Source organism: Brucella tritici, assembly GCF_008932285.1.
In the GTDB taxonomy this organism is placed as follows: Bacteria; Pseudomonadota; Alphaproteobacteria; order Rhizobiales; family Rhizobiaceae; genus Brucella; species Brucella tritici.
On the sequence record NZ_WBVY01000002.1, the window covers coordinates 925,508 to 951,752 of the forward strand.

Here is a 26,245-nt window from a genome sequence, read left to right on the forward strand (position 1 = left end):
TCAATGACGAAACCGTTGCTTGAAGTTGACGATCTTTGGGTGTCTTTTCCCGGCGCAGACCGCAACATCGATGTTGTTCGAGGTATCAGCTTTTCTATCGGGCGTGAAAAGGTCGGTATTGTAGGCGAATCCGGCTCCGGCAAATCAATGACCGGGCGCTCGATCCTCAAGCTGACGCCAAAGGTTGCACAAATCCGTGCCAAGCGCCTGTGTTTCGGCGAGATTGACCTGCTGTCAGCCAGCGAGCGCCAGATGCGCAGCGTGCGGGGCAACCGCATTTCGATGATCCTCCAGGACCCGAAATATTCACTCAACCCGCTGATCCGTATCGGCGATCAGATCATGGAAGCCTATCGGCTACACCATCGGGTGAAATCGGCAGAGGCGCGACAGAAGACAATTGCCATGCTGGAGGCCGTGCATATTCGCGATCCCGAACGTGTCATGCGTCTGTTCCCGCACGAAATTTCCGGCGGCATGGGACAGCGTGTGATGATCGCGATGATGCTGATTCCCGAACCGGACATGATTATTGCCGACGAGCCGACTTCCGCGCTCGACGTGACCGTGCGGCGCCAGGTTTTGACAATTCTCGATGAGCTGGTCAGCCGTTCAGGCACCGGGCTGATGTTCATCAGCCATGATCTCAATCTGGTGGCCGATTTCTGTGATCGAGTGCTGGTCATGTATGCGGGGCGCATCATGGAAGATCTGCCAGCCAAGGAGCTGCATAAGGCGCGTCATCCTTATACGCAGGCGCTTCTGGCGAGTCTTCCTCGGTTGGACCAGCCGGTCGATATGCTGAAGGTGCCCGAACGCGAGAAGAGCTGGCTCACCGAGCCGACGCTGGTGGGAGAAAACTTATGACACATGTGGCCAACTCTCCCTTTGTGGATGTTTCGGACCTTTCCATCAGTTTCGGCAAAGGGCGAAAGCGCGCCAACGTCGTCAGGAAGGTAAAATTTCATATCGAGCGCGGTGAAGCCTATGGCCTGATCGGCGAATCCGGTTGTGGCAAGTCCACGATCTTGCGCGCGCTAGCAGGTCTCATCCCGCATTATCAGGGCAACTTTGTCTTTGACGAACAGAAAATGGGTGGCGCGCGCGACAAGGCGTTTTTCCGTCGTGTGCAGATGGTGTTTCAGGACCCTTATGCTTCGCTGCACCCGCGCAAGCAGGTGCACATGGTGCTGGCGGAATCGCTTGCTATTCACGGCATGGATCGCAAGGACGAACGCATTCGTGACATATTGCAAGCGGTCGGTCTTGGTCCAAGCTTCCTCTATCGCTATCCGCATGAACTGTCCGGCGGCCAGCGTCAGCGCGTTGCCTTAGCGCGTGCGCTTATCATAGAGCCGGACGTACTGCTTCTCGATGAACCGACTTCCGCTCTCGATGTTTCAGTGCAAGCGGAAATTCTCAATTTGCTCAAGGTGCTGCGCCGCGAGCGCAATCTCACCTACCTTATGGTTTCACACGATCTCGCCGTAGTGGCCCATATCTGCGAGCGTGTCGGGGTTATGCACAAGGGCATCATTCTGGAAGAACTGACGGCGGACGATCTTCGTCATTCACGCGCCAAGGCCGAATATACGCAGGAATTCCTGCAGGCCAGCGTGGAAGCCGTCGCACATAATCAGGCTGGGGAAATACGGGTATGAATTATCATTCGGTGGCCAATCCTGGACAGGAATGGGAACGTTTGAAGAGCCCTGCTGCGGCGGGCTGGTCGGAAGCTGGATTACGTGCCGTCGATGCTTGCGCGGACCAACAAGAAACCGATGCGTTGATGATCGTCCAAGGTAACAAGATCGTCCACACATATGGCGACATCACGCACAAATATCTCTGCCATTCCATTCGCAAGAGCATCCTTGCCGCATTGATGGGGCAGGATGTGACTGATGGCACCATTGATCTCAGCCTGACACTTGAGCAGCTAGGCATTGATGACAATGAAGGCTTGAGCGAAGTTGAGAGACAGGCGACGGTTTATGATCTCCTGACCGCGCGTTCCGGCATTTATCATGCCGCGGGCTACGAGACCCCGTGGATGCGGATGATCAAGGAAAAGCGTCATTCCCATGCACCGGGCACCTTCTGGTGCTATAACAACTGGGATTTCAACGCACTAGGCACTATTTTCGAGCAGTTGACCGGCAAGACCGTGCACCAGGCTTTCGATGAGCGTATCGCAAAGCCGCTTGGCCTTGAGGATTTTAGACTCGACGGTGACAAGCCGGACGGCTGGCATGACCGTTTTATGGAAAGCCGACACGCCGCTTACCCGTTCCGTCTGTCGACACGCGATCTGGCCCGCTTCAGTCAGCTTTATCTACGCAATGGTCGCTGGAATGGTGCGTCCGTCCTACCTGATGGGTGGACGCAGGAATGTGTGATGCCTTACTCTCATGCCGGTGCACGTGGCGCTTATGGCTATATGTGGTGGCTGGAGCGAGACGGCGTGTTTTTCCCCGGTGTGGTGACACCGAAAGGCAGCTATGCAGGTTTCGGTGCCGGCGGCCATTTCTGTATCGTATTGCCCGCGCTCGACATGGTGATCGTGCATCGTGTGGATACGGACATTGCTGGGCGTCAGCTGAACCGACACAAGTTCGGGCGTCTCTTGAAGCTCATTCTGGATGCTTTTCAGGGGTAATGTCATGCAGCGGGAAAAAGTGACAGTCGCACTCGCGATTGCTTCAGCATGTGCAAAACCAGTGGTTAGCACCAATGCGCGGACACTCGCGCGTGACGCCATTTTAGATACGTTGGCCTGTATGGTGGCAGGCCGCGACGATATCAGCACGAAAAGCGTTGCAAAAGCCTTTGCAGAATTCAGCGCTGGCGGAACTGCTTTGTTGGCTGCGGGAGGAACAGGCAGCCCGATGTTCGCTGCGCTGGTCAATGGTACAGCAGCGCATGCGCTCGATTTCGACGATAATTTCCTGCCCGGCATGAGCCATGCTTCGGCAGTGATCGTGCCCGCTATCTTGGCACTGACCGATCTGGATGAAACCGCAGGAGGGCGTCTGATTGACGCCTATCTGGCAGGACTGCAGGCACAGGCTCTGGTAGGCGAGGGCCTGGGACAGGTACATTATACAGCTGGCTGGCACGGCACCTCAACGGTGGGGAGTATTGGCACGGCTGTCGCCACGGCTCATATGCTCGGTCTCGACATCGCGACGATTACACAGGCGATCACCATCGCTGCCAGTTTCGCATCCGGCACGAAAGGTCAGTTCGGCACGCTGATCAAGCCGTTTCATGCAGGCATGGCCGCGCGCAATGCCGTTGAAGCTGCATTGCTCGCAAAAGCCGGAATGGAGGCCCGGCACGATATTCTGGAAGGGGGGCAGGGTATTCGTGAGCTGTTTGCAGGGGATCCACGTCTCGGTTGGGATATCGAAGATATCCTCGCTGATAAGCCGCATGTGATAGAAACGGCCGGTGTCATGCCGAAGCGGCATCCCTGCTGTGGGTCCACCCATATGATCATCGACTTATTGCTTGATCTTAAGGAAGAGCACGGGTTTGATGCAGAAGATGTCGTGGCTGTAGATACATTGGTTGGGATCGCGAACTATCGCAATCTTGCCTATATGCAGCCGATCGACCAGATGCAGGCACGCTTCTCCATGCAATATTGCGTCGCACGCGCCCTGCGGCAGGGATATCTGGCACTTGCAGATTTCACCCCGGAGGCCGTGGGTGCTTTCCGGGGCGATCCACTGCTCGATGTTATCGCCATGCGAAGTTATTCAATGGAGGAAGAACGGGCATCAGCGGAAAAGCTGCCGCATGTCGCAACCGCTACACTGAAAAACGGGCGTGTTTTACAGGCGTCGCGCAGCTTCGCCGTCGGTACTCTGCAGCAACCGTTCAGCGCCGATGACCGGACGCGGAAATTTCTTGATTGTTGTGCGGCGATTCCGTCCGCGGACCAGATCTATGGGGATTTGCGTGATCTTGACGATGCAGAGAACCTGAAAGCTGTTGCGGCACTTTTCACCCGGCCTTGATGTCTTAGTTCGGCGTAAGACTTCCGGCGTTTTGGCCATTTTTCTGGGAAACCAGTTGCGAGGCGCGACGCCAGAAGAGTTCCGCCTGCTTGTTCCTGAATTGAGGTGTTCGGTAAACGCGGATTTCAATCAACAGATCGGTGTTTGTTTCACCGGCGCGGACGAGCACGCCACGCTTGAGTTCATCGTCGACAAGGCTTTCCGGTATCCATGCAACACCATGTCCAGAGACCGCCATTGCCTTGAGCGCAACAGACATTCCGTTTTCGTAAACCGTGTTCAATTCGAAACCATGTTTCTCAAACAACCAGGGTAGTGCGAGGGAAAAGAACGAGTTGCCACGATAGCTGAGGAAGTCGATCGGTAGCGACTTTTCCTTCAGGCTATGCAAGGCCTGTCCATTCGGCGCAGGAGCGGATACAGGGATGACCCTTTCGGTGCCCAGTGCCAAAAACGGATAACCGCCAAGATCATCCATCTGTGGAACTGCCGGATGCGCATAAGTCAGGAAGAAGTCGCAGTGCCCGCTGACAAGCGTGGAAATATTTCCGACGAATGATGAATGCGGATCGGCAAAACGGGCGCGAAATGAGGCGCCGGAGGCTTCAATCTGCGCCATCCAGTGTGGAAAGAATGTGAGTGACAGCGTATTGAGTGTAGCAAAAGAAATGATTTCCCACGATGCGCTATAACCGTCGCTGACGGTCTTACGGGCGGTGAGCAGCATTTCAAGAGCATCGTGTGCTCGCGGAAGAAAACACTCTCCCGCCTTCGTCAAGCCAATAGGATTCGAAGAGCGGTCGATCAGGGGGAGGCCAATCCAGTCTTCCAGTTGCTTGATGCGCTTGCTGAGGGCAGACTGCGTGATATTGCGGTCACCTGCCGCGCGAGAATAGCTCCTGTGCTCTGCAAGACTGACGAAATCTTCAAGCCATTTCAGTTCCATAGTCTGCACCGATACATCAGATAAGCAAAAAAGTTCCCAGCCTATCTATAACGCGATCCGATTGGATTGAGGTAGACTTCATCTGACGTTTTCGATCAAACGATGATCTGGCCGATAGCGGCGGACAGACAAACGAGATGTCCGATGCCTTTACATCGAGTCGCGTACGCGCTCCCATGCTTTGGTCAAATGGCGTCCCAGTACTTCCGACAGTCGGGTCGCGTCGCGGGCTTCCAGCGCCTCGATCATTTCCTGGTGCTCTGATACAGCCGCCGCCCATTTTTCGGCGCCTTCGTGGCCGACGAAACGGATTCGTTTCAATCGTGTCTGCAGCATCTGGTGAATGTCTGCCAGCGTGGGGTTTTTGGCAAGGCGAACGATGGCAAGATGAATCTGCTGGTTCAGTTTGTAATATTGCAGTCGGTCAGCATGCTTGTAGCGCTCGATCATTTCATCGTGCAGTGAACGAACCTCAGCAATTTCCTTGTCGGTAGCAAGCTCGCAGGCGAGTTTACCAGCAAGTTCTTCCAGCGTGCGCAGGACGGTGAGCATGTCCCTGACATCAGCTGCACTGAACCGTTTCACAACCGCGCCGCGGCTTGGAACAAGCTCAACCAATCCCTCGCTGGCCAGATACTTGATAGCTTCACGCAGCGGCGTCCGGGACACGCCGAGTTGCTCTCCAAGCTGACCTTCATGCAGGCGCGTGCCCGGCTCCAGCTGCCCTTCAATAATCATGTCGCGCAGATGGTTGACGAGCATATCGTGCAAGGCAGTACGGCGGAACGCTTGTGAGCCGTTTTCGGCTTGTTCGTTTTTCTGAATTTCGTCCATCGGCCTTTTTCTCAAAGAGTGAGCTCGAATCCTCACCTCACCGTTTGAGGCGAAGATGGCTGGCCTGCTCTCAACCGTCAATATAAAATGCTGCATACAGAATACAAAATGCTTGCGTCGTATATGAGACTGTCATATGCATGCTGCATACAGAATGCAGACGAGGAGGATGCTAATGACCGTTACTGGCGCTGAACCGAGCGTAATTGCGCTTGCAATGGGGGATCCAGCCGGTGTCAGTCCCGAGCTGACGGCGCGTCTCCTCGCTTTGCCGGATGTCAGAAAAGAAGCGCATATCGTCGTCTTTGGTGATCGCCGCGTTCTGGACGAAGGTGCGCGTATAGCGGGTGTTGAGCTTGATCTGCAGGATTCCACTCTCGAAAATGCGCCTAACATGCCGGTCGGCAAACACGTCTTCGTTGACTTGAAAAATCTCGATCCGAAGGATGTTGTGCGTAGTGAAGCCACGTTGGTCGGTGGAACTTTTGCCACTCAGAACTTTCGTACTGCATTGAAATTTGCTGATACCGGACATGCGCAGGCTGTTTGCTTTACGCCGTTCAACAAGCAGGCCATGCGGTTTGCCTATCCTGGTTACGACGACGAAATCCGCTTTGTTGCGGATGTGCTGAGCTTCACAGGCAAGGTGCGTGAGTTCAACGTTCTGGAGAAAGTCTGGAACGCGCGCGTGACGTCGCATATTCCGCTCAAGGATGTGGCCTCAACCCTGACTGTTGAAGGAGTTCTCGCCGAGTTGGAACTGGCCTGGATGTGCTTGAAGAAGGCAGGATATGACAATCCGAAGATTGCAGTGGCTGGGCTCAATCCACATGCTGGCGACGGCGGCAGCTTTGGCATGGAAGAAATCGACATCATCGAACCTGCCGTCAAGGCAGCGAGGACCAAGGGGTTCGATGTCGATGGTCCGTTCCCGGCAGACACGGTGTTCCTGCGTGCTCTGAAGGATGGCTTTCAGGCGGTACTGACCATGTATCACGATCAGGGGCAGATCGCGATGAAGCTGATGGGGTTCGACAAAGGCGTGACGATGATGGGTGGATTGCCGTTTCCGCTCTGCACGCCCGCCCATGGCACTGCCTACGATATTGCCGGGAAGGGCATCGCCGACGTGGGGGCCACGCGCGAAGCAATCCTGCTCGCGGCACGAATGGCGAAAAGAGCAGCTGCACTTTCAGACGCTGCCTGATTTTCGACATTTTGACACTATCGGCATGGGGGGAGGCCCGTGCCGCTTAACTGGGAGGATAGACCATGAAGAAGTCTCTACATATCGCATGCCTGGCAGCGGGGGTGGCAGTGATCGCGTCATCTGCCCTGGCATTTGAGCCGACGCGGCCCGTGGAGTTTGTCGTGACAGCCGGGCCGGGCGGCGGTACGGATATTTTCGCGCGTACGATCCAGTCGATAATCGGTAAATATGACCTGATGAGTGCGCCAATCGTCGTCACAAACAAGGGCAGCGCAGGCGGGGCGGAAGGCTTTGTCTATACTGCTGGCTATAAGGGCGATCCATACAAGCTCGCATTCGGCACGAACAACGCCTACCTTTTGCCAGTACGCGCCAAAGTTCCTTATAAATCGGCAGATTTGCTTCCAGTCTCGGCACTTGCTTCGGACGAATTCATTCTTTGGGTCAACGGAAAGTCTGACTTCAAGACAGCCGCAGAGTTTATCGCCAAGGCGAAAGATGATGCGGGCATGAAGGTTGGCGGCAGTCAGTCCAAAGACGTTGACCAGATTTTGACATCCATGATCAACGATGCCACGGGTTCGAAACTCGGCTATATCCCGTTCAAAAGCGGTGGCGAAGCCGCTGTTCAGCTCGCGGGCGAGCACATTGCAGCCAATGTCAACAATCCGAGTGAGAACCTCGGTCAATGGCAGGCGGGCATGGTGAAGCCGCTTTGCGTCTTCAAGGGCGAAAAACTCAAGGGTGATGGCAAGGTTGCTGGCGATATGGGATGGGGCGACATCCCGACCTGCAAGGAAGCAGGGATCGCTATCGAAAATTACTCCATGCCACGCACCGTATGGCTTCCCGCAGGTGTCGATCAGGACGTCGTCGATTACTATGCAGGCGTACTCAAGAAGGTTGCCGAGACACCTGAATGGGCGAAGTATCTTGCCGATAGTTCGCAATCTGCCGCCTATATGAGCGGTAATGAACTCTCATCCTTTATCAAGAACGATGAAACAGCGGTAACGGCCGTGTTGAAGCGAGAAGGTTGGCTTGCCAACTGACGTTTTGTGCATTCATGCAGACGCCAATGGCGTCTGCATCATTCATCGAAGGAGCTCATCCCATGAGTGAGAAAGGTGAAGGCGGCGTTTCCCGATTCGTCATCGAAGCGGGCGTTGCGCTCCTGACAGGCGCGCTGGGAGCGGCGGTCTGTTACGGCTCACAACAGGCTGGTACAGGCTGGACGGAAATGGGGCCGGATGCGGGTTATTTCCCGTTCTACATCGGACTGCTGATCATGTTCGGAAGTGCGGTCAATCTCGTTGTGGCATTTATAAAACATCGTGGTAGCGGGGAAGTCTTTGTTGAACTCTCCCGGTTGAAGCCGGTTCTCGGCTTCGCCTTGCCGCTGGTTGCCTTCGCTGCCATATCCACGGTTCTCGGACTTTATGTTGGCACGGCACTCTACATCGCTGGAGCGATGATGTTTCAGGGACGCTACAAGTGGTGGGCTTCCGTGCCAGCCGGTATTGCCGTTTCCCTCTTCTTTTTCGTCATTTTTGAAATCGGCTTCAAGGTTCCGCTCCTTAAAGGCCCGGTCGAGGCTTTCTTCGGCATTTATTGATACCGGAAAGTCCGATGTCTTTGGAGGAAAGACATGGAAAATTTCAGTCTCCTGATGGATGGCTTCGCCCACATACTCAGTTTCAATCATGTTCTGCTGATGATGCTGGGTGTGACGCTAGGAATTCTGGTAGGTGTCCTGCCGGGATTGGGCGCGCCTAACGGTGTTTCCCTGCTTTTGCCGCTGACATTCACGATGGACCCCATCTCCGCGATTATTCTGCTTTCCTGTATGTATTGGGGGGCATTGTTCGGTGGATCGACTACGTCCATTCTGTTCAATATTCCAGGTGAGCCTTCGTCCGTTGCCACCACTTTCGATGGATATCCGATGGCGAAGGCCGGACATGCGAGCCGCGCCCTGACGCTGGCATTCGTTTCGGCTGGTATCGGCGCACTGGCTGGCGTGGTGATGATTACACTGCTCTCCAGCTGGGTCGCCAATTTCGCCCTGCGGTTTTCATCACCGGAATATTTCGCTGTCTATTTTCTGGCTTTTGCCAGCTTCATATCCATGGGCGCTCAATCGCCTTTCAAGACACTCGTTTCCATGATGATCGGTTTTGCTTTTGCTTCGGTGGGCATGGACACGATCTCCGGTAATTTGCGCCTGACATTCGAAATACCGGAACTCATCAAGGGTATTTCCTTTCTGATTGCCGTGATGGGCCTGTTCGGGATCGGCGAACTGTTGCTGACGACGGAGGAGGGGTTACGCTTTGATGGCATCAAGGCACGGGTGCGTCTCGGTGAGATTGGGCGTACGCTTCTTGAAATGCCGCGCTACTGGTTCACGCTCGCGCGCTCAACGCTGATCGGTATCTGGATGGGCATAACGCCCGCCGGACCAACGGCTGCATCCTTTATGAGCTACGGTGTGGCTCGTCGTTCCGCTCGCGATAAATCGAAGTTCGGCAAGGGAGACCCACGCGGTATTGTGGCGCCGGAAACTGCGGACCATTCGGCGGGTACATCTGCGCTTCTCCCCATGCTGGCACTTGGTGTGCCGGGTTCGGCTACGGCTGCTGTGATGATGGGCGGCCTGATGATCTGGGGTCTCACTCCTGGCCCGACATTGTTCACGGATCGCCCGGATTTCGTCTGGGGCCTGATTGCCTCCATGTATCTCGGCAACATTGTTGCCGTCATTCTGGTGATTGCGACTGTGCCGCTCTACGCATCTATCCTGCGCGTGCCGTTCTCGATCATCGGACCGATTATTGTCGCGGTCATTTTCTCCGGCGCCTATCAGGTCGCCAATTCGATAACCGACGTCTGGCTGGTGATCGCATTTGGCGTGCTGGGCTATATCTTCAAGAAGCTCGACTATCCACTGGCACCGTTGGTTCTCGCCATGGTTCTAGGCGATAAGGCAGAGGATGCCTTCCGTCAGTCGATGATGATGTCTAACGGTGAGCTTTCGATATTCTGGTCGAATGGTTTGGTTGCGTCGCTGATGACGCTCGGCGTCTTCCTGCTTGTTTCACCCGCGATCTTCTGGGGCATTGGCAAACTGCGTAGCCGGAAACCCGAAATGCCCTCCGGCAACGGTAACGTGGCCTGATTTCGATGGATTACGCAAAAGAACGGGAATGTAAGTTGAAACAGACGACTTCGAAATGGACACGCAAAAACTGGCCAATTGCGGCAGCGATGATCCAGTATCCCAATATTCTGCCGGATGGCAGTTCGGTGCAGGATCAGTCGGCAGAAGATTGGGCTCGCACTTTGTCCGACGTTGCGGATGCAGGGTTTACCGAACTCGATCCGACTGACAGCTGGTTGCGGCTGGCGGATTTGCCACCCGCTCGTCTTGATGATTTTGTGGCGGTCGCCAAATCGCTCGATTTCACTATTCCTGCGATTTCGACTTCGAGGCGTAGCGTGATCGATGCACAACACGGCGACGAATATCTGGCCTATGGGCACAGGGTTATCGACACAGCAAAGGAAATCGGTGCCAGTTGCGTTTCCTTCGGGCTTTTTGAACCGCTGACAGACGCGCAGAAACAGGCATTATGGTTCTGGACGGTCGACGGAGCGAAAAATCCGGACGATCCTGCTGTATGGAACAAGGCTGTTGAACGAATTCGCGAACTCGGTCGCCATGCAGAGGAGCTTGGCATAGAGCTGTCGCTTGAAATGTATGAGGATACTTATCTCGGCACTGCGGACAGTGCGGTTCGTTTTGTCGAGGAAGTCGGCTTCGATAATGTCGGGATCAATGCTGATCTGGGCAATCTCATTCGTCTGCACCGTCCGGTCGAGCATTGGCAGCAGATGATGGAGAAGGTCGCGCCTTATGCAAAATTCTGGCACGTCAAGAACTACACCCGTGCAGAAGATCCAGCCTCCGGTGTCATCGTCACACATCCTGCACCCCTTGAAAGCGGGATCATCAATTATCGCGCAGCGATCAAAATGGCGCTGGATCAAGGATTTGCCAGCCCGTTTTTATGTGAACATTATGGTGGCGACGGGCTTTCCGTTTCGGCTACAAATCGTGACTACTTGCGCCGCATCCTGCCACGCGACTAATGACCCAGACCAAGGACTGTTTCAATGACGACGATTTTTGACGCGCCGGAGGAGTTTGCCTCGACCGCTCTTGCCGGGTTTGCCAGCATCTATAACCGCTATGTTCGTCACGTGCGTGGCGGCGTTGTTCGTTCCACAAAGGTCCCTCAAGGCAAGGTCGCTGTGGTTGTCGGAGGCGGCTCCGGTCATTACCCTGCATTTGCCGGATATGTCGGGCCCGGCCTCGCGGACGCAGCCGTTGCTGGTGACGTATTTGCTTCGCCTTCCACGGCGGCAGTGGCGCGTGTCTGCCGGCAGGCGCATAAGGGCGGTGGTGTTCTCTTGGGCTTTGGCAATTACGCCGGGGATGTCCTCAATTTTGGCGTTGCTGCCGAACGTCTGCGTGCAGAAGGTATCGACGTCCGTATCGTGCCTGTAACCGACGATGTGGCCAGCGCTCCGGCGGATATGCACGAAAAGCGACGTGGTATTGCTGGTGATCTGGTCGTGTTCAAGATTGCTGGTGCTGCTGCTGAGGCCGGTCTGTCACTGGACGAAGTCGAACGGCTTTCACGTCATGCAAATGCCAACACCGTGTCTTTTGGCGTTGCCTTCAAAGGCTGCACCTTGCCTGGCGCTCCGCACCCACTCTTTACCGTACCAGAAGGCCAGATGGCGCTTGGTCTCGGCATTCATGGTGAACCGGGGATCAAGGAAGAGGCGATCTTGCCTGCCTCTGGTCTGGCAAACCTGCTGGTGGAAAAGCTTCTGGCGGAGCGTCCCAAAGGAACGAAGAAAGTTGGTGTTATCCTGAACGGCCTTGGTGCAACCAAGTACGAAGAACTGTTTGTTCTGTGGACGGCGATTGCGTCGTTGCTGGAAAAAGCTGGTCTTGACGTTGTAGCTCCTGAAGCTGGTGAGTTTGTTACCAGTCTCGACATGCAAGGCTGTTCGCTGACCCTTCTTTGGCTTGATGATGAACTCGAGCGCTATTGGACGGCAGCTTGCGACACTCCGGTCCTGCGTCGCGGCGAAGCGATCGCAGTCGAGCCCGCGGACGATGTTATTGCCAACGAGGACGCGGCGCTCGATTTTGTTCAGGCGGATGAGGCCGGGCGTGCCGGTGGCGTTTGCATGCAGGGTATTTTGCACGCCGTCGCCGACGTGCTGGTCGAGGCCGAAGAAGAACTGGGTCGCATTGATGCCTTCGCAGGCGACGGCGATCATGGGCAAGGCATGCGACGTGGCTCTACGGCTGCAAAAGATGCAGCTGACCAGGCCGTCAAGGCCGGGGCGGGGGCCGCAAGCGTATTGGCTGTTGCAGGCGACGCTTGGGCAGACCGGGCCGGAGGAACATCCGGAGCGCTATGGGGACTTCTGCTGCGCTCATGGAGCGCAGAGCTTTCGGACAATGGCAACATTGATGATGGTGCGGTCGTTCGCGGTGGCAGGCGCGCGCTTGATTCAGTGACAACCCTTGGTCGGGCGAAACCCGGCGACAAGACACTGGTGGATGCGTTTGTTCCTTTTGTGGAAACGCTTGAAAGCGAATTTGCATCTGGCAAGACGCTGGCCGATGCTTGGAATAAAGCGGCGGAGACTGCAAAACTCGCAGCCGACGCGACGGCACCACTTGCTCCGAAACTCGGTCGGGCGAGACCATTGGCGGAAAAGAGCATCGGTCATCCCGATGCGGGAGCCATTTCGCTGGCGCTGGTCGCGGAGACCTTCGGCAAAAAGCTTAAGAACTGAATGGCCGATCAGGGAAACTGGCTTGAAGTCAGTCCCTGACAGGCAAAAGGTAGTTATTTGATTAGCAATTAGGCTGGGAGGATTTGATAGAAATTATCAAGTTTTCCTGGCTTCGTGTGTGCTACCAGCATGACCAGTTTTTCCCTGTCGAAAACGCGAAACCAATCTTCCCATTCCACGACTTCAAGTCCGCCTGCATCCAAGGGCCGTTCGACATCGGCAACGAATTCCGGCTCGAAAACAATTCGCAATACCGGCGCTGCATCGGGATCAATGGATGTGCTGACAAATGCTGGGTTTCCGTTGCGAGCGGCCACCCAGTCCCGAATGGCTTCATGCGTATCGAGGGTGATAGTTTCACTCATCGGGGGTATTCCTCCGGTTGCTGTCATTAAGGACATCTTTGGCTCGGTTGGCAGGTGAGCCAAATGGAAGCTTTTGTTATTTGCTATAGTAATCAGATAGGTCCGCTGGGGTTTCTGAAAAGGCGCTGCCTCATTCACTTTCTCCGTGAATCTGCAATTGGGGTAAAATCTTTCAACACATCCTGTTGACGACGGCTTTGCGTTCATTCATGTCGTAAACCGACTATCTGCTGTTACAGCCTGGAAATCCCCAAAATGACTGAACGTCTCTCACTCGCACGCGACCGCATCAATGTTCTTCTACTGGAGGGCATCAATCAAACGGCCGTCGATTACTTCAAAGCTTCCGGTTACACCAATGTCACGCATCTGCCGAAGGCGCTGGATAAAGCCGATCTGATTGAAGCGATTTCGTCCGCGCATATCGTTGGCATTCGTTCCCGGACGCAACTGACTGAAGAGATTTTTGCTGCGGCCAACCGCCTGATCGCAGTCGGTTGCTTCTCGGTTGGGACTAATCAGGTTGAGCTGAAAGCTGCACGAAAGCGCGGCATTCCGGTCTTCAATGCACCATTTTCGAACACTCGTTCGGTTGCAGAACTGGTGATTGGCGAAATCATCATGCTGATGCGCCGGATTTTCCCATGCTCCGTCTCCGCACATGCAGGTGGTTGGGACAAGACGGCAACTGGCAGCCGCGAAGTGCGTGGCAAGACGCTCGGTATCATCGGTTATGGCAATATCGGTTCGCAAGTCGGTAATCTGGCCGAGAGCCTCGGCATGACCGTGCGTTATTTCGATACGTCCGACAAGCTGCAATATGGCAATGTCAAACCGACTGCGAGCCTCGACGAACTGTTGAAGATTTCAGACGTTGTCAGCCTGCACGTGCCGTCAAATAAATCGACTTCGAAGCTGATTACCGAAGCGAAACTGCGCAAGATGAAGAAGGGAGCCTTTCTCATCAACAATGCGCGCGGTACGGTTGTTGATCTAGAAGCTCTGGCAAAGGTTCTGCAGGAAGGTCACCTCGCAGGTGCTGCCATCGACGTGTTCCCGGTTGAACCAGCCTCCAACAACGACAGGTTTGTTTCTCCGATTCAGGGTCTGGAGAACGTCATTCTCACGCCTCACATCGGTGGATCGACGGAAGAAGCGCAGGAACGTATCGGTTTGGAAGTCACCAGAAAACTGGTCGAATATTCTGATGTCGGTTCCACGCTGGGCGCTGTCAACTTCCCGCCAGTCCAGCTGCCGCCGCGCCCGACGGGCACGCGCTTTATGCACGTGCATGAAAACCGTCCGGGCATCCTCAACAGCCTCGTGAATGTTTTCTCGACGCATAACATCAACATCGCCAGCCAGTTTCTGCAAACCGACGGCGAAGTGGGCTATCTTGTGATGGAAGCAGACGGCGTCGGTGAGGCCAGCGAAACGGTGTTGCAGGCCATTCGCGAAATTCCCGGCACTATCCGCGCCCGTCTACTCTATTGAGTGTATTTCGCAGTGCCAACTATCTCTGGCGCTGCGATTTCTCATAACGTTTGATAAGGCGGTCTCGGCGTAATCGCGAAAGACGCTGAATCCAGAAAATACCATCAAGCTGGTCGATTTCGTGCTGATGGCAAACGGCAAGCAGACCTTCCGATTCCTCGGTTTGTTCGTTGCCATTGATATCCTGATAGCGAATTGTGATGCGGGCGTGGCGCTCGACCTCATCGACAACGCCTGGCATCGAGACGCTGCCTTCCTGATGATGGATTTTTTCTTCTGACGCCCAGACGATTTCCGGATTTACATAGAATTTCGGGACTGGTTCGGTTGGCAGTTCTAAAACCACCAAGCGTGTTGATATGCCGATATGCGGTGCGGTTATACCGATGCCCGGTGCTGCGCGCATTGTATCGAGAAGATCGGTGCCGAGCTCCTGCAAAGCGCCGTCGAACAGGGTGACTGGCTCGGCTGCGACGCGAAGCCGTTTATCCGGATAATTTACAATCGGGCGAATAGTCATCAGGCCTCACATTTTGCGTGCAGATATACCTCGTATCCGCACACGATCTTTTGGCCGATTTTCACCGCGACTTGCAAACATTATCGCAAGTGGCCTTCACATTCCTCGCGCAATTACAAGACGCTGCACGTCGCTGGTGCCTTCGTAAATCTGGCAGACGCGAACATCGCGATAAATACGCTCAACTGGATAATCAGCCAGATAACCGTAACCGCCATGAATCTGGATCGCGGCAGAGCAGACCTGTTCAGCCATTTCAGAGGCAACAAGTTTGGCCATTGATGCTTCAGTCAGGCACGGTTTGCCTGCCTCGCGCAGCGCAGCTGCATGGAGAACCATCTGACGGGCTGTCTCAATCTTCGTTGCCATGTCGGCAAGCCTGAAAGCGACGGCCTGATGCTCGATAATTGGCTTGCCGAATGTGATGCGCTCTTTGGCGTAAACACATGCAGCTTCGAATGCTGCGCGGGCCATGCCGACTGATTGCGCAGCAATGCCGATGCGCCCGCCCTCCAGATTGGCAAGCGCAATTTTGTAGCCCTGGCCCTCATCGCCCAGTCGGTTTTCTACCGGAATGCGCATATCGGTAAAAGCGAGGGCACAGGTATCCGATGAATGCTGGCCGAGCTTGTGTTCCACGGAAACAACTTCGTAGCCCGGAGTATCGGTCGGCACGATGAACGCCGAAATGCCTTTTTTGCCAGCCGATGGATCGGTAACGGCGAACACGATCACCACGCTGCCATTCTTGCCCGACGTGATGAACTGCTTGGAACCGTCGATTACGTAATGATCGCCGTCGCGGCGTGCGCGGGTTTTGAGCGCAGACGCATCCGAACCGGCCTGTGGTTCGGTCAATGCGAATCCGCCAATCCATACACCGGAAGCCATCTTGGGCAGGAAACGCTGTTTCTGCTCTTCGGTACCGAAACGCAGGATCGGAACGCAGCCGACAGACGAGTGGACCGAAACAATGGTCGAACATGCCCCATCGCCTGCAGCAATTTCTTCCAGCGCCAGAGCGTAAGCAACCGCTCCCAGATCGGAACCGCCCCATTCTTCCGGTACCAGCATTCCCATAAAGCCAAGCTCACCCATTTCGGCAAGCTGTGCGCCCGGGAAAGAGTGCTCCCTGTCGCGTGCGGCAGCACCCGGCGCGAGCCGTTCCTGTGCGAACTGTCGGGCGGCTTCGCGAATCTGCTCCTGCGTATCGTTCAAGAGCATCAGACGATCCTCTCAATGCCGACGGCAGTTGCTTCGCCACCGCCCAGACAGATGCCAGCAACGCCGCGCTTCAGGCCATGGGTTTCGAGGGCTGAAAGCAGGGTGACAAGAATACGTGCGCCGGACGCGCCGATAGGATGGCCAAGGGCGCAGGCGCCACCATGAATATTAACCTTGTCATGCGGCAGATCGAGATCACGCATCGCCGCCATGGTTACGACCGCAAAAGCCTCATTGATCTCAAAGAGATCGACATCTTTCAGGTTCCAGCCGATTTTCGCCGAAAGTTTGCTTATCGCGCCGATGGGCGCAGTCGGGTAGAGATTCGGTTTGTCGGCATGGGTCGCATGGCCGACCAGAACCGCACGCGGGGTGAGGCCGCGTTTTTCCGCTTCGGAAGCACGCATGAGAACGAGGGCTGCCGCACCGTCCGAAATCGAGGAGGAGTTGGCAGCCGTCACGGTGCCGCCGTCACGAAATGCCGGGCGAAGGGTCGGAATTTTGTCCAGTTTCGCCTTACCGGGCTGCTCATCGGTGGAGATGTCAACTTCGCTACGTCCGGTCCTCACGGTAACGGGCGTAATTTCGGCGGCGAAAAGACCATTCTTGATGGCATTCTGGGCGCGTGTCAGCGAGGCAATAGCGAACTCATCCTGAGCTTCCCGCGTGAACTGATAAGCTTCCGCGCAGTCTTCGGCAAAGGTGCCCATGAGGCGGCCTTTGTCGTAGGCGTCTTCGAGACCATCAATAGACATATGATCGATAATCTGTCCGTGCCCCATACGATAGCCGCCACGTGCCTTAGGCAGCAGATAGGGGGAGTTTGTCATGCTCTCCATGCCGCCGGAAACAATGACATCGGCAGAACCCGCCAGCAGCAGATCATGCGCCAGCATGGTTGCCTTCATGCCCGAACCGCACATCTTGTTGACCGTCGTTGCGCCGGTGGAAACAGGTATCCCGGCCTTGATCGAAGCCTGACGCGCCGGAGCCTGTCCCTGACCAGCAGGCAGGACGCAACCCATATAGACATCTTCTACTGCTTCCGGGGCAATGCCTGCGCCTGCAAGTGCGCCGCGAATGGCTGCAGCACCGAGATCGGTCGCCTGAGCATTGGCGAAATCGCCCTGAAAGTCACCCATGGGAGTACGGGAAGCACCGACAATGACAATAGGATCGCTGTTGGACATGATTGTTCCTCGTTACTTTGCTGCCATGCGAAGTGCGCCGTCCAGACGGATGACTTCACCGTTAAGCATCTGGTTTTCCACGATGTGGCGGGCAAGAGCCGCATATTCATCCGGTCGACCGAGGCGGGGCGGGAATGGCACGGAAGCGCCGAGGGCATCCTGCACTTCCTGCGGCATGCCAGCCATCATAGGTGTGGCGAATATTCCGGGCGCGATGGTCATGACGCGGATACCGTGACGCGCAAGTTCGCGGGCCACTGGCAATGTCATGGCAGCAACGCCGCCCTTGGAAGCTGAATATGCCGCTTGGCCGATCTGGCCGTCGAATGCTGCAACGGACGCCGTATTGATGATGACGCCTCGTTCTCCACCTTCGCCGGGCTCGTTCTTTGCCATGGCTTCGGCAGCGAGGCGCAGCATGTTGAATGTGCCAATGAGATTGATCGAAATTGCGCGCGTGAAGCTTTCCAGCCTATGCGCGCCATCACGTCCGAGAATCTTCTCACCCGGTGCCACACCGGCACAGTTGACGAGTGCATCGACGCGCCCGAAAGCCTCCAGTGCAGCAGCGATAGCAGCCTTGCCATCCGTGTCGCTGGTGACGTCGGTGCGGTGAAATTTTGCCATCGCGCCAAGTGCTTTGACCTGTGCTTCACCGGCTTCTGCGTTCACATCGAGAAGCATGACTTTCCCGCCGGCATCGATGGCCATTTTTGCAACCGCAGCACCGAGGCCAGAGCTTGCACCGGTAATAAGAAATACCCGATCTTTAATCTGCATATGCTTGTCCTCAGGCCTTCGTCTGTTGCTGTTTGTCGATTTCCGCCTTGCGAAGGAGGAAACGCTGGATTTTTCCACTTGGCGTCTTGGGAAGTTCGCTCAGGAAGTCAATTTCACGCGGGTAGGAATGGGCGGAGAGCCGCTTCTTCACATGTAATGCCAGCTCATCCTTCAGTTCTTGCGTACCTTCGAAACCGGGCGCAAGGATAACGAATGCCTTCACAATTTCGGTTCGCTGCGGGTCCGGTACACCGACAACCGCCGCTTCGTTGACGGCGGCGTGCTCAAGAAGAGCACTTTCGACGTCGAATGGTCCGATGCGATAACCGGATGATGTTATAACGTCATCAGCGCGACCAATGAAGCTGATCGAACCATCCGGCTCGAACTCCACCGTGTCTCCGGTGCGATAGTAGCCGCCCGCAATGGCTGGCGTTTCCTGCTTGTAATAGCCGGAAAACCAGAGAAGCGGCGATTTTGCTATATCCACAGCGAGGATACCGGGCTGGTTAGGGCCAAGTTCATTGCTCTCTTCATCTAGAACCGCGACACGATAGCCGGGCATTGCATAGCCAGCCGAACCATGCCGAACGGAATGTTCAAGGCCGTGATGATTATTCACGACCATGCCAAGCTCGGTCTGGCCGTAGTGATCGTAGATTGGTGTACCAAGATATGCGTCGAACCAGCGAATGACTTCTGGATTAAGTGGCTCTCCGGCACTGGAGACTACACGCAGGCGACCCTTGATACGTTTCGCAGCTTCCGGTCCCTCTGCCATCAGCAGACGGAAAGCAGTCGGCGAACCGGCGAGGCTGGTGACACCAAGGCGTTCGATGATGTCATAGGTGCTTTCAGCGGTGAAACCACCTTCGTAAAGCGTGGTTGACATGCCAAGCTGCAATGGCCCAGTCACGGCATAATAAAGGCCATAGGCCCAGCCTGGATCAGCAATGTTCCAGAAAATGTCGTCGGAACGCAGACCGATGGCTTCGCGCATATAGGCGCCGAATGCCATCAGCGCATAAAGCGGAACCGGTACGCCTTTCGGTAGACCCGCCGTACCGGAGGTCGACATCATCATGAACAGATCGCTACTCTCGCGAAGTACAGGCGTGCAATCAACCGAAGCGGAAGCCGTTACAGCACGAAAATCGATGTCATCGGCTGGCAAGTCTTCGCCGGGCGCCAGCACGATTGCGACGTTGGGGCAGTTTTCAACTTCTGTCAGTTTGGAGCGATTGGCTGTATTGGTAACCACCAGTTTTGCACCACTGGTCTTCAGACGGTGCTCGATTGCTTTCGGGCCAAAGGCGGTGAAAAGTGGCTGATAGATCGCGCCGATACGCCATGCGCCGAGAATGGTTGCAATGAGTTCCGGTGTGCGTGGCAACAGGCCTGCGACTACGTCGCCAGCGCCGATACCTGCATCTTTCAGTACATTACCGACACGAGCGGCCATATCCCTCAGGTTCTCGAAGGTGAATTCGGAAAGTTCGCCATTGGCTGCAATTGCACGGAGGGCTACGCGGTTATCGCCAGTGTGCCGGTCGCAGCATTCAACACAGGCATTGATGCCGGTTTCAGGATTGCCGTGAAGCTTTGCAATGGCATCTTCGATGCGAAATTGCGCAACGGCATCATCATAACGCGCCAGTCGCGCTGAAACGGACGTTTCAGTCATCCAGTTTAACCTCCCTGACAGCCACCTCCTCGTGGCCAACCATTCCTGAAGGTTAACGCGTCATGCATTGCAAACAATGACATTAGATGCATTAATGTGTGATCGATTTTACAATATAGAGAAACCATGGAACGCCATAATATTGCGCCGGGCTTCGTCGAGGATGCGCTCGAAAGCGTGCGTGTTAGGGGGATGGATACGGCTCCCCTGATGGTGAAGATCGGCCTGCCGGAAACAGTGGTGGAACCGATCACCAATGTGGAATATGGCCGTTTGTGGTGGCTGATTGCTGAAACGATCAACGACGAATTCTTCGGGCTGGCTGCAAGGCCGATGCGCCCCGGCAGCTTTAATCTGCTTTGTCATGCTGTGCTGCATGCCGGCACGCTGGAACGGGCTTTGCGACGGGCGTTGCAGTTTCTCAATGTGGTACTGGATGATCCGCAAGGTGAATTGCGGATCCGCGATGGCATGGCCCATATCGTTTTGACCGATGCCGGATCTCCAAGACCAGCCTTTGCCTATCGTGCCTATTGGCTGATCCTGATGGGGGTGGTCTGCTGGCTGATCGGGCGGCGTATCCCGTTGCGGACGCTTGACTTTGCTTGTCCAGCGCCGGTCCACCGGCAGGATTATCACAAGTTCTTCGGAGCACCGGTATTATTCGATCAGCCGGTGACGCGACTGGTTTTTTCATCGTCCTATCTATCGCTGCCGATTATCCGCAGCGATGTGGCGTTGGAGAGTTTTTTACGAGAGGCTCCGGCCAATATTCTGATCCGCTATCGTCATGATAATGATCTTTCCGCAAGGGTACGCGCACAGCTGAATGCTTTGCCATTCACAGACTGGCCGTCTTTTGAAGGGCTGGCGAAGGGACTTGGCATGTCCGGGCCGACTTTACGACGCAGGCTGCGCGGGGAGGGACAGAATTTCGGGACGATCAAGGACGAGTTGCGTTTCGTGATAGCCGAAAGGCTTTTGCGGGAAGACAAGCTAAGTGTAGCGGAAGTGGCTGCCGAACTTGGCTACAGTGAGCCAAGTGCCTTCTATCGCGCATTTCATAAATGGATGGGGCAAAGCCCAGGGCAGTTTCGGACTGTACAGCAAGAGGAATAAAAAAATGCCGGACCTAAGCCCGGCATCTTGTCGCTTGGGAGGCGATGTCAATCTTCCTTGATCATACTGTCCTTACTCGTATCCCGCATACGCAGATAAACGATCAGGGAAATGCCGATCATGATGGTGACGTACCAGTAGAAGCCACGTTCCCATCCGCCATTCTTGAAGCTCAATGCAACATATTCGGCAGTACCACCGAAGAGAGTGTTGGCCAGTGCGTAGGGCAGCGCTACGCCGAGTGCACGGATATGCGCCGGGAAAAGCTCCGCCTTCACTACTGCATTAATGGAGGTGTAGCCGGTGACGATGATGAGCGCGCCCATGACCAGCAGACCGGCCGTGATCGGATCGCGAGTTTGTTCCAGCGTCGTGAAGATCGGATAGGTGAAAAGAACACCTGCGGCACCGAAAGCGATCATCAATGGCTTGCGGCCGATCTTGTCCGACAAGGCACCAGCGATCGGCTGCAGGCACATGAAGACGAACAGCGTCACCGCGTTGATCTGACTTGCCACTTCGCGGCTGAAGCCAGACGTGTTTACGAGAAACTTCTGCATGTAAATCGAGTACGCATAGAATGCGAGCGTACCGCCAGCAGTCAGAAGCATGACAAGAGCGGTTTCCTTTGGATGATGCTTGATAAGCGTCCAGAAACCGGATTTCGGAGCGTTCTTAGCCTTTGCATTCTTGAAGCTCTCAGTTTCTGCAAGACCGCGACGCAGCCAGAATACGACTACTGCAAGCAAGGCGCCGATGAAGAACGGAATACGCCAGCCCCAGGATTCCAGCGCAGGGGTTTCCATGGTCGACTGAAGCACGATCAGAAGCAGGATTGCGAGAAGCTGCCCAGAAATGAGCGTGACATACTGGAACGACGAGAAGAAGCCGCGACGATCTTTGCCTGCCATTTCCGACAGATAGGTGGCGCTGGCGCCATATTCACCGCCAACCGACAGGCCTTGCATCAAACGTGCGAGTACGAGGAGGGCTGGGGCTGCAAGGCCGATGGTCTGGTAATCCGGTGTCAGTGCGATGATGAGCGAACCTGCACACATCAGTGTCACGGACAGCGCGAGGCCTGCCTTGCGACCCTTGCGGTCGGCATAAATCCCCATGATCCACGCACCGATAGGGCGCATGACAAAGCCAACGGCAAAGACTGCGGCGGCACTCATGAGTTGCGCGGTCTGGCTTTCGGACGGGAAGAAGTGGGGTGCAAAGTAAAGCGCAAATGCTGCATAAACGTACCAGTCGAACCATTCGACCAGATTGCCGGTTGAGCCACCGATAATGGATTTCAGGCGGCTATTGGTGCTTTGCACTTCACTCCGTTCGTTCGTAATTGAGACCATGGGTTGCTCCTTCAAATCTCTCGACTTATGAACTTCACCCCTTGTTGTGGAACCGGATCGACGAAACGGTTTCAGGGTGTTTTTCCGTTGCCTTCAACTCGTCTCTCTGCACTTCCGTTTGGGTACGTGAGGGAAGGTCTGTTTGGCGCTGGTGAATAATCTCAGTCCGTGCTCCGCTTCAGCTTCGAGCACGTAATTTCAGTGATCCGGTCGATGAGAGCGGTCCCGGAATTGGGTGCGATGCTGGGGCTATGTTGATGTGGTTCACGGGTAAACTCCTCCCTTCGAAACTCCCTTTTTCGAATTGGCGCTAACATGCGGTAGAGGAACATTGATCGCCAGAGAGCTGGGTTAAAAAGATTAAAATATTGAAATGAAAAGACTTTCAGTAGATTTCGATATATTCCCTTGTGAGTCTTGTGCAGGATTCTGCGTGACTCTTTGTATGAGTTTGCATAAATCAGCACAAATGAAGGTTCCATCGAAGATTGCAAAACTCCTGTTGGTTGCCCTCGCTTCCTTGCTGGCAATCGGTGTGTGGTTTTCCGCCCGACTGTGGGCTGAAAGCGGGGCGCTTGATGGTCTTCGTCAGGATGCGACGTTGATAGCGCGTCAGCAAACCCGCCTCATCGACAGCGAACTGGCAAAGTTCCGGTTATTGCCAGTGGTGTTAAAGGAATATAGCGATCTGCGCGATGTGCTCGCAGGTGGTTCGAAGGGCGCGACCGCTCGTTTGAACCAAAAGCTTGAACTTCTTGCACATCAGATCGGTTCGCCAATCATCTATGTGATCGCTCGTGATGGTACGGTTATCGCGTCATCTAATGCCAACACCCCGGAGAGCTTTGTCGGACGAAATTACGATTTCCGGCCTTACTTCAAGGGCGCGATGGCGGCAGGTTCGGCAGAGTATTACGCCATAGGTGATTTGAGTGGTCGCTTCGGTCTTTTTCTGGCGCGGCGCATCGGTGATCAGACTGAGCCGGTTGGTGTGGTCGTGATCAAATTTGAATTCCACAGACTGGTGCAAACATGGGCAAACGACCCTGGCCAGACCTTCGTCGTTGATCCTCGCGGAATCATACTGGCCTCCACCGATAAGGCCGAAGACCTTCGCTCCTTTCAGCCGATATCAACTACCGAACGCTCCAAGATTATCGAGAGTGGGCAGTTCAATGCGGCGGATATGAAACCCAGCAATTATCGCTTTGCGCCGGACGGGATGATGATCGAGCCTACCGGGCAATATTCAGTTTCTGTCGATGAGCCTATTGCCGAAACGTCTCTGAAGCTGGTTCATATCGAACCTACGGGGCGAGCCTTGCGCGCTGCCAACGACCTTGCGCGCCTGATAACGGTGGCAGCTATGCTTGTCTTCATCGTGGTTGCTGGTGCTGTTTACTGGCGAGTGAGCCGGGCAGCGCGTGCGGCAGCTTATCGTGCCGAGCTCGAAACCGCAGTTGAAGAGCGCACGGCGGCATTGAGCGCAGAAATGGCGGAACGTGAACTGGCTGACAAACGCTTTCGCGATGCGCGGGAAGAGCTTGCCCAGGCGAATAGGCTCGCATCTCTCGGATCGATTACCGCAGGGCTGGTGCATGAAATTAACCAACCCGTCGCGACTATTCGGACACTCGCCGAAAACGCGCAGCATCATCTTGCAAACGGCAAGCTCGATAGGGTCGCCAGTAACCTCGATACATCCGTGGAACTGACGGCGCGTATAGGCTCTATCACACAGGAAATGCGCCGATTTGCGCGCCGTCGCAGCGGTGTCATTCGCCCGCTCCGGCTAAATGAGCTGGTGGATGGCACGATGCTGCTGATGGGAGACCGGTTCCGCAACGCCAAGGTTCAACTGGATATACCGGGACGTTCCGACATGGTGATCCTTGCCTGCCGCGTCAGATCGGAGCAGGTGCTGGTGAATTTGCTGCAGAACGCATTGGATGCGGTCGTGAATATCGAGAACCCACGTGTTTCGTTCAGCGTCCGCGATGAGGGCGACCAGATTTCCCTTGTCGTGGACGATAACGGACCTGGCATTGATCCCCTATCGGCCGACGAGATTTTCAGCCCATTCGTAACGGGAAAGGCGGATGGCCTCGGTCTGGGACTGGGTATCGCAAGAGATCTCATGGCCGAACTGGAAGGTACGCTGCGAGTCATTCCATCACAGCTTGGCGGTGCAGCTTTTGCGGCAACTTTGAAGAGGGCAGAGCGCAATGGAAATTGAGCCTTTGCGGGTGATGCTGGTCGATGACGATGCAGCATTTCGTGCGGCCTTGGCCGATTCATTTGAGATCGCAGGTCTCGATATTGAAACCCATGGGGACGGTCAGTCCGCCTTGAGCAGTTTGACGCCCGATTACCCCGGCATCGTTGTAACCGATATCCGCATGCCGCGGGTCGATGGACATGCAGTGATGGAAGCATTGTTGGCGCGTGATCCGGAGTTGCCGGTTATTTTGATGACCGGACATGGTGATATCGGAATGGCTGTCGCTTCTCTCAAAAAGGGCGCGTTTGACTTCATAGCCAAACCATTTGCAGCCGATCACCTGATATCGAGCGTGCGTCGTGCACTGGAAATGCGTCGGCTGGTACTGGAAAACCGCCGTCTTCGTCGTGCTGCGGCAGATGCGGAACAGGACTACCCCCTGCTTGGCGAGACGCCGGTGATGGTACGGCTGCGTGACACGATCCGCCAGCTTGCCAGTGTCGATGTCGATGTATTGATAGAAGGTGAGACTGGGACCGGAAAAGAACTGGTGGCTCGCCTCCTGCACCGCTGGAGCACGCGTCACGCCCGCAGTTTTGTTGCCATTGATTGTGCCGCCTTGCCGGATGCTATCGCTGACGAGGTTCTTTTCGGCAGTCGCATTCAACGCGGAAGAATAGCTGATGCGGATCGAGGTACATTGTTTCTCGATGAAATTGACAGCATGTCGCCGTCCGTTCAGGGCAAGCTGCTACGTGTTGTTGAAGAGCGTGAGCTGCCCTCACTTACTGGAGAGCCCCGTGCAGTTAATCTAAGGATCATTGCGGCTGCGAAAGGCAATCTCGAGGAAGCTGTGGCCAGCAGCCGCTTTCGTTCCGATTTGTTTTATCGCCTTGAAACGGTCAGGTTACGTGTTCCGCCTCTGCGCGAGCGGCGAAAGGATATAGGTCTACTTTTCTCCTATTTCCTTGATGAAGCAGCAGCCCAATTCGGCCAAACGCGACCTGCAATCGACGCTGTAATGGAAGCGCGACTGAATTCCGATGAATGGTCGGGAAATGTCCGCGAATTGCGCAATTATGCAAAGCAAATGGTATTGGGCCTGCGTCACGACCAGATCACAGAGCCAAGCCCGTTTTCTCTGTCGGAACAGATGGATCGTTTTGAAGACGGTGTCATTCGCGCAACGCTGGATAGGTGCAACGGCGATGTTGGGGCGGCCTCGGCGTTGTTACAATTGCCGCGCCGAAGCCTCTACGCCCGCCTGCAAAAGCTGGCTATTGATGCATCGACCTTCAGGAAGCGTGATTAGTGTTTTCATTCCAGGTCCGATCTGGTAGCGATGTCAGCCAGTTCGCTGATATTGACGCCAATTTTTTGCCAGACGGCGGCTTG

General features: G+C 55.2%; 23 protein-coding genes. 14 read left to right on the forward strand and 9 right to left on the reverse strand.

The features are described from left to right. The first annotated feature begins 3 nt into the window (after positions 1-3). The 4 genes from F9K94_RS09630 to F9K94_RS09645 are packed head-to-tail and all read left to right on the forward strand — an operon-like array spanning position 4 to position 4,025. Complete coding sequence (locus tag F9K94_RS09630; RefSeq protein ID WP_151645235.1) at positions 4-867, forward strand: ABC transporter ATP-binding protein; 864 nt, start codon at positions 4-6, stop codon at positions 865-867. Beyond that, positions 864-1,661: an ABC transporter ATP-binding protein gene (locus tag F9K94_RS09635; RefSeq protein ID WP_151645237.1), complete on the forward strand. Its 798-nt coding sequence runs from the start codon at positions 864-866 to the stop codon at positions 1,659-1,661. The genes F9K94_RS09630 and F9K94_RS09635 overlap by 4 nt, the downstream gene beginning before the upstream one ends. Continuing rightward, positions 1,658-2,659, forward strand: coding sequence for a serine hydrolase domain-containing protein (locus F9K94_RS09640; RefSeq protein ID WP_151645239.1), 1,002 nt, complete (start codon positions 1,658-1,660; stop codon positions 2,657-2,659). The genes F9K94_RS09635 and F9K94_RS09640 overlap by 4 nt, the downstream gene beginning before the upstream one ends. 4 nt (positions 2,660-2,663) lie before the next feature. After that, positions 2,664-4,025: an MmgE/PrpD family protein gene (locus tag F9K94_RS09645; RefSeq protein ID WP_151645241.1), complete on the forward strand. Its 1,362-nt coding sequence runs from the start codon at positions 2,664-2,666 to the stop codon at positions 4,023-4,025. A gap of 4 nt (positions 4,026-4,029) precedes the next feature. Here F9K94_RS09645 and F9K94_RS09650 read toward each other — a convergent pair whose 3' ends face one another. Both F9K94_RS09650 and F9K94_RS09655 read right to left on the reverse strand, forming a co-directional pair. Then, entirely contained in the window at positions 4,030-4,971 is a 942-nt protein-coding gene (locus F9K94_RS09650; protein ID WP_151645243.1) for a LysR family transcriptional regulator, read from the reverse strand. Positions 4,972-5,121: 150 nt separating this feature from the next. Further along, positions 5,122-5,805 carry a GntR family transcriptional regulator gene (locus F9K94_RS09655; RefSeq protein WP_061346547.1) on the reverse strand — a complete coding sequence of 228 codons (684 nt, stop codon included), beginning with the start codon at positions 5,803-5,805 and terminating at the stop codon, positions 5,122-5,124. A gap of 175 nt (positions 5,806-5,980) precedes the next feature. On the opposite strand from F9K94_RS09655, the gene F9K94_RS09660 reads away from it, so the two are divergent. The 6 genes from F9K94_RS09660 to F9K94_RS09685 all read left to right on the forward strand — a co-directional run bounded on the left by F9K94_RS09660 (position 5,981) and on the right by F9K94_RS09685 (position 12,898). Continuing rightward, entirely contained in the window at positions 5,981-7,012 is a 1,032-nt protein-coding gene (locus F9K94_RS09660; protein ID WP_151645245.1) for a 4-hydroxythreonine-4-phosphate dehydrogenase PdxA, read from the forward strand. 65 nt (positions 7,013-7,077) lie between these two features. Beyond that, entirely contained in the window at positions 7,078-8,067 is a 990-nt protein-coding gene (locus F9K94_RS09665) for a Bug family tripartite tricarboxylate transporter substrate binding protein (protein WP_151645247.1), read from the forward strand. Positions 8,068-8,129: 62 nt separating this feature from the next. Then, positions 8,130-8,630, forward strand: coding sequence for a tripartite tricarboxylate transporter TctB family protein (locus F9K94_RS09670; protein WP_151555152.1), 501 nt, complete (start codon positions 8,130-8,132; stop codon positions 8,628-8,630). A gap of 33 nt (positions 8,631-8,663) precedes the next feature. Continuing rightward, complete coding sequence (locus F9K94_RS09675; protein WP_151645249.1) at positions 8,664-10,193, forward strand: tripartite tricarboxylate transporter permease; 1,530 nt, start codon at positions 8,664-8,666, stop codon at positions 10,191-10,193. Positions 10,194-10,198: 5 nt separating this feature from the next. Beyond that, a complete protein-coding gene (locus F9K94_RS09680) occupies positions 10,199-11,167 on the forward strand; it encodes a sugar phosphate isomerase/epimerase family protein (RefSeq protein WP_192799481.1) in 969 nt (322 codons plus the stop codon). Positions 11,168-11,191: 24 nt separating this feature from the next. Beyond that, positions 11,192-12,898 carry a dihydroxyacetone kinase family protein gene (locus F9K94_RS09685; protein WP_061346542.1) on the forward strand — a complete coding sequence of 569 codons (1,707 nt, stop codon included), beginning with the start codon at positions 11,192-11,194 and terminating at the stop codon, positions 12,896-12,898. Between the two features lie 68 nt (positions 12,899-12,966). Here the strand turns inward: F9K94_RS09685 and F9K94_RS09690 are convergent, their stop codons facing one another. Further along, positions 12,967-13,263 (reverse strand): hypothetical protein, encoded by a 297-nt coding sequence (locus tag F9K94_RS09690; protein ID WP_061346541.1) that lies wholly within the window; start codon positions 13,261-13,263, stop codon positions 12,967-12,969. Positions 13,264-13,518: 255 nt separating this feature from the next. Here F9K94_RS09690 and serA point away from each other — a divergent pair, with 255 nt between their 5' ends. Continuing rightward, positions 13,519-14,757: a phosphoglycerate dehydrogenase gene (gene serA / locus F9K94_RS09695; protein WP_151645252.1), complete on the forward strand. Its 1,239-nt coding sequence runs from the start codon at positions 13,519-13,521 to the stop codon at positions 14,755-14,757. Positions 14,758-14,776: 19 nt separating this feature from the next. On the opposite strand, the gene F9K94_RS09700 is transcribed toward serA, so the two are convergent. The 5 genes from F9K94_RS09700 to F9K94_RS09720 form a co-directional block, all read right to left on the reverse strand. Beyond that, positions 14,777-15,277 carry a peptide deformylase gene (locus F9K94_RS09700; RefSeq protein WP_061346539.1) on the reverse strand — a complete coding sequence of 167 codons (501 nt, stop codon included), beginning with the start codon at positions 15,275-15,277 and terminating at the stop codon, positions 14,777-14,779. Between the two features lie 96 nt (positions 15,278-15,373). Next, the gene (locus F9K94_RS09705) at positions 15,374-16,501 is read right to left on the reverse strand and encodes an acyl-CoA dehydrogenase family protein (protein ID WP_061346538.1); all 1,128 of its coding nucleotides are present in this window, start codon (positions 16,499-16,501) and stop codon (positions 15,374-15,376) included. Further along, positions 16,501-17,691 (reverse strand): acetyl-CoA C-acyltransferase, encoded by a 1,191-nt coding sequence (locus F9K94_RS09710; RefSeq protein ID WP_151645254.1) that lies wholly within the window; start codon positions 17,689-17,691, stop codon positions 16,501-16,503. The genes F9K94_RS09705 and F9K94_RS09710 overlap by 1 nt, the downstream gene beginning before the upstream one ends. A gap of 12 nt (positions 17,692-17,703) precedes the next feature. After that, the gene (locus tag F9K94_RS09715) at positions 17,704-18,471 is read right to left on the reverse strand and encodes a 3-hydroxyacyl-CoA dehydrogenase (protein WP_151645256.1); all 768 of its coding nucleotides are present in this window, start codon (positions 18,469-18,471) and stop codon (positions 17,704-17,706) included. 10 nt (positions 18,472-18,481) lie between these two features. Further along, entirely contained in the window at positions 18,482-20,155 is a 1,674-nt protein-coding gene (locus F9K94_RS09720) for an acyl-CoA synthetase (protein WP_061346535.1), read from the reverse strand. Positions 20,156-20,281: 126 nt separating this feature from the next. Here F9K94_RS09720 and F9K94_RS09725 point away from each other — a divergent pair, with 126 nt between their 5' ends. Then, positions 20,282-21,274, forward strand: a complete 993-nt coding sequence (locus tag F9K94_RS09725; protein ID WP_151645258.1) for an AraC family transcriptional regulator — start codon at positions 20,282-20,284, stop codon at positions 21,272-21,274. A 47-nt stretch (positions 21,275-21,321) separates the two neighbouring features. On the opposite strand, the gene F9K94_RS09730 is transcribed toward F9K94_RS09725, so the two are convergent. Continuing rightward, complete coding sequence (locus F9K94_RS09730; protein WP_061346533.1) at positions 21,322-22,629, reverse strand: MFS transporter; 1,308 nt, start codon at positions 22,627-22,629, stop codon at positions 21,322-21,324. A gap of 469 nt (positions 22,630-23,098) precedes the next feature. Between F9K94_RS09730 and F9K94_RS09735 the strand changes: the two genes are divergently transcribed. Together F9K94_RS09735 and F9K94_RS09740 are read left to right on the forward strand one after the other, a co-directional pair. Then, on the forward strand, positions 23,099-24,865 hold the full coding sequence (locus F9K94_RS09735; RefSeq protein ID WP_151645259.1) for a sensor histidine kinase: 1,767 nt from the start codon (positions 23,099-23,101) through the stop codon (positions 24,863-24,865). After that, entirely contained in the window at positions 24,855-26,162 is a 1,308-nt protein-coding gene (locus F9K94_RS09740) for a sigma-54-dependent transcriptional regulator (RefSeq protein ID WP_151645261.1), read from the forward strand. Before F9K94_RS09735 ends, F9K94_RS09740 begins: the two co-directional genes overlap by 11 nt. Positions 26,163-26,245 lie beyond the last annotated feature (83 nt).

What these genes read in the sequence shown, in the direction of transcription:
- F9K94_RS09690 (WP_061346541.1), bottom strand. Translation starts at nt 13,263, where the DNA reads ATGAGTGAAACTATCACCCTCGATACGCATGAAGCCATTCGGGACTGG.
- F9K94_RS09700 (WP_061346539.1), bottom strand. Translation starts at nt 15,277, where the DNA reads ATGACTATTCGCCCGATTGTAAATTATCCGGATAAACGGCTTCGCGTC.
- F9K94_RS09710 (WP_151645254.1), bottom strand. Translation starts at nt 17,691, where the DNA reads ATGTCCAACAGCGATCCTATTGTCATTGTCGGTGCTTCCCGTACTCCC.
- F9K94_RS09675 (WP_151645249.1), top strand. Translation starts at nt 8,664, where the DNA reads ATGGAAAATTTCAGTCTCCTGATGGATGGCTTCGCCCACATACTCAGT.
- F9K94_RS09665 (WP_151645247.1), top strand. Translation starts at nt 7,078, where the DNA reads ATGAAGAAGTCTCTACATATCGCATGCCTGGCAGCGGGGGTGGCAGTG.
- F9K94_RS09640 (WP_151645239.1), top strand. Translation starts at nt 1,658, where the DNA reads ATGAATTATCATTCGGTGGCCAATCCTGGACAGGAATGGGAACGTTTG.
- F9K94_RS09655 (WP_061346547.1), bottom strand. Translation starts at nt 5,805, where the DNA reads ATGGACGAAATTCAGAAAAACGAACAAGCCGAAAACGGCTCACAAGCG.
- F9K94_RS09725 (WP_151645258.1), top strand. Translation starts at nt 20,282, where the DNA reads ATGGAACGCCATAATATTGCGCCGGGCTTCGTCGAGGATGCGCTCGAA.
- F9K94_RS09660 (WP_151645245.1), top strand. Translation starts at nt 5,981, where the DNA reads ATGACCGTTACTGGCGCTGAACCGAGCGTAATTGCGCTTGCAATGGGG.
- F9K94_RS09650 (WP_151645243.1), bottom strand. Translation starts at nt 4,971, where the DNA reads ATGGAACTGAAATGGCTTGAAGATTTCGTCAGTCTTGCAGAGCACAGG.
- F9K94_RS09635 (WP_151645237.1), top strand. Translation starts at nt 864, where the DNA reads ATGACACATGTGGCCAACTCTCCCTTTGTGGATGTTTCGGACCTTTCC.
- F9K94_RS09685 (WP_061346542.1), top strand. Translation starts at nt 11,192, where the DNA reads ATGACGACGATTTTTGACGCGCCGGAGGAGTTTGCCTCGACCGCTCTT.
- F9K94_RS09730 (WP_061346533.1), bottom strand. Translation starts at nt 22,629, where the DNA reads ATGGTCTCAATTACGAACGAACGGAGTGAAGTGCAAAGCACCAATAGC.
- F9K94_RS09705 (WP_061346538.1), bottom strand. Translation starts at nt 16,501, where the DNA reads ATGCTCTTGAACGATACGCAGGAGCAGATTCGCGAAGCCGCCCGACAG.
- F9K94_RS09670 (WP_151555152.1), top strand. Translation starts at nt 8,130, where the DNA reads ATGAGTGAGAAAGGTGAAGGCGGCGTTTCCCGATTCGTCATCGAAGCG.
- F9K94_RS09715 (WP_151645256.1), bottom strand. Translation starts at nt 18,471, where the DNA reads ATGCAGATTAAAGATCGGGTATTTCTTATTACCGGTGCAAGCTCTGGC.
- F9K94_RS09645 (WP_151645241.1), top strand. Translation starts at nt 2,664, where the DNA reads ATGCAGCGGGAAAAAGTGACAGTCGCACTCGCGATTGCTTCAGCATGT.
- F9K94_RS09735 (WP_151645259.1), top strand. Translation starts at nt 23,099, where the DNA reads ATGAAGGTTCCATCGAAGATTGCAAAACTCCTGTTGGTTGCCCTCGCT.
- serA (WP_151645252.1), top strand. Translation starts at nt 13,519, where the DNA reads ATGACTGAACGTCTCTCACTCGCACGCGACCGCATCAATGTTCTTCTA.
- F9K94_RS09630 (WP_151645235.1), top strand. Translation starts at nt 4, where the DNA reads ATGACGAAACCGTTGCTTGAAGTTGACGATCTTTGGGTGTCTTTTCCC.
- F9K94_RS09740 (WP_151645261.1), top strand. Translation starts at nt 24,855, where the DNA reads ATGGAAATTGAGCCTTTGCGGGTGATGCTGGTCGATGACGATGCAGCA.
- F9K94_RS09720 (WP_061346535.1), bottom strand. Translation starts at nt 20,155, where the DNA reads ATGACTGAAACGTCCGTTTCAGCGCGACTGGCGCGTTATGATGATGCC.
- F9K94_RS09680 (WP_192799481.1), top strand. Translation starts at nt 10,199, where the DNA reads ATGGATTACGCAAAAGAACGGGAATGTAAGTTGAAACAGACGACTTCG.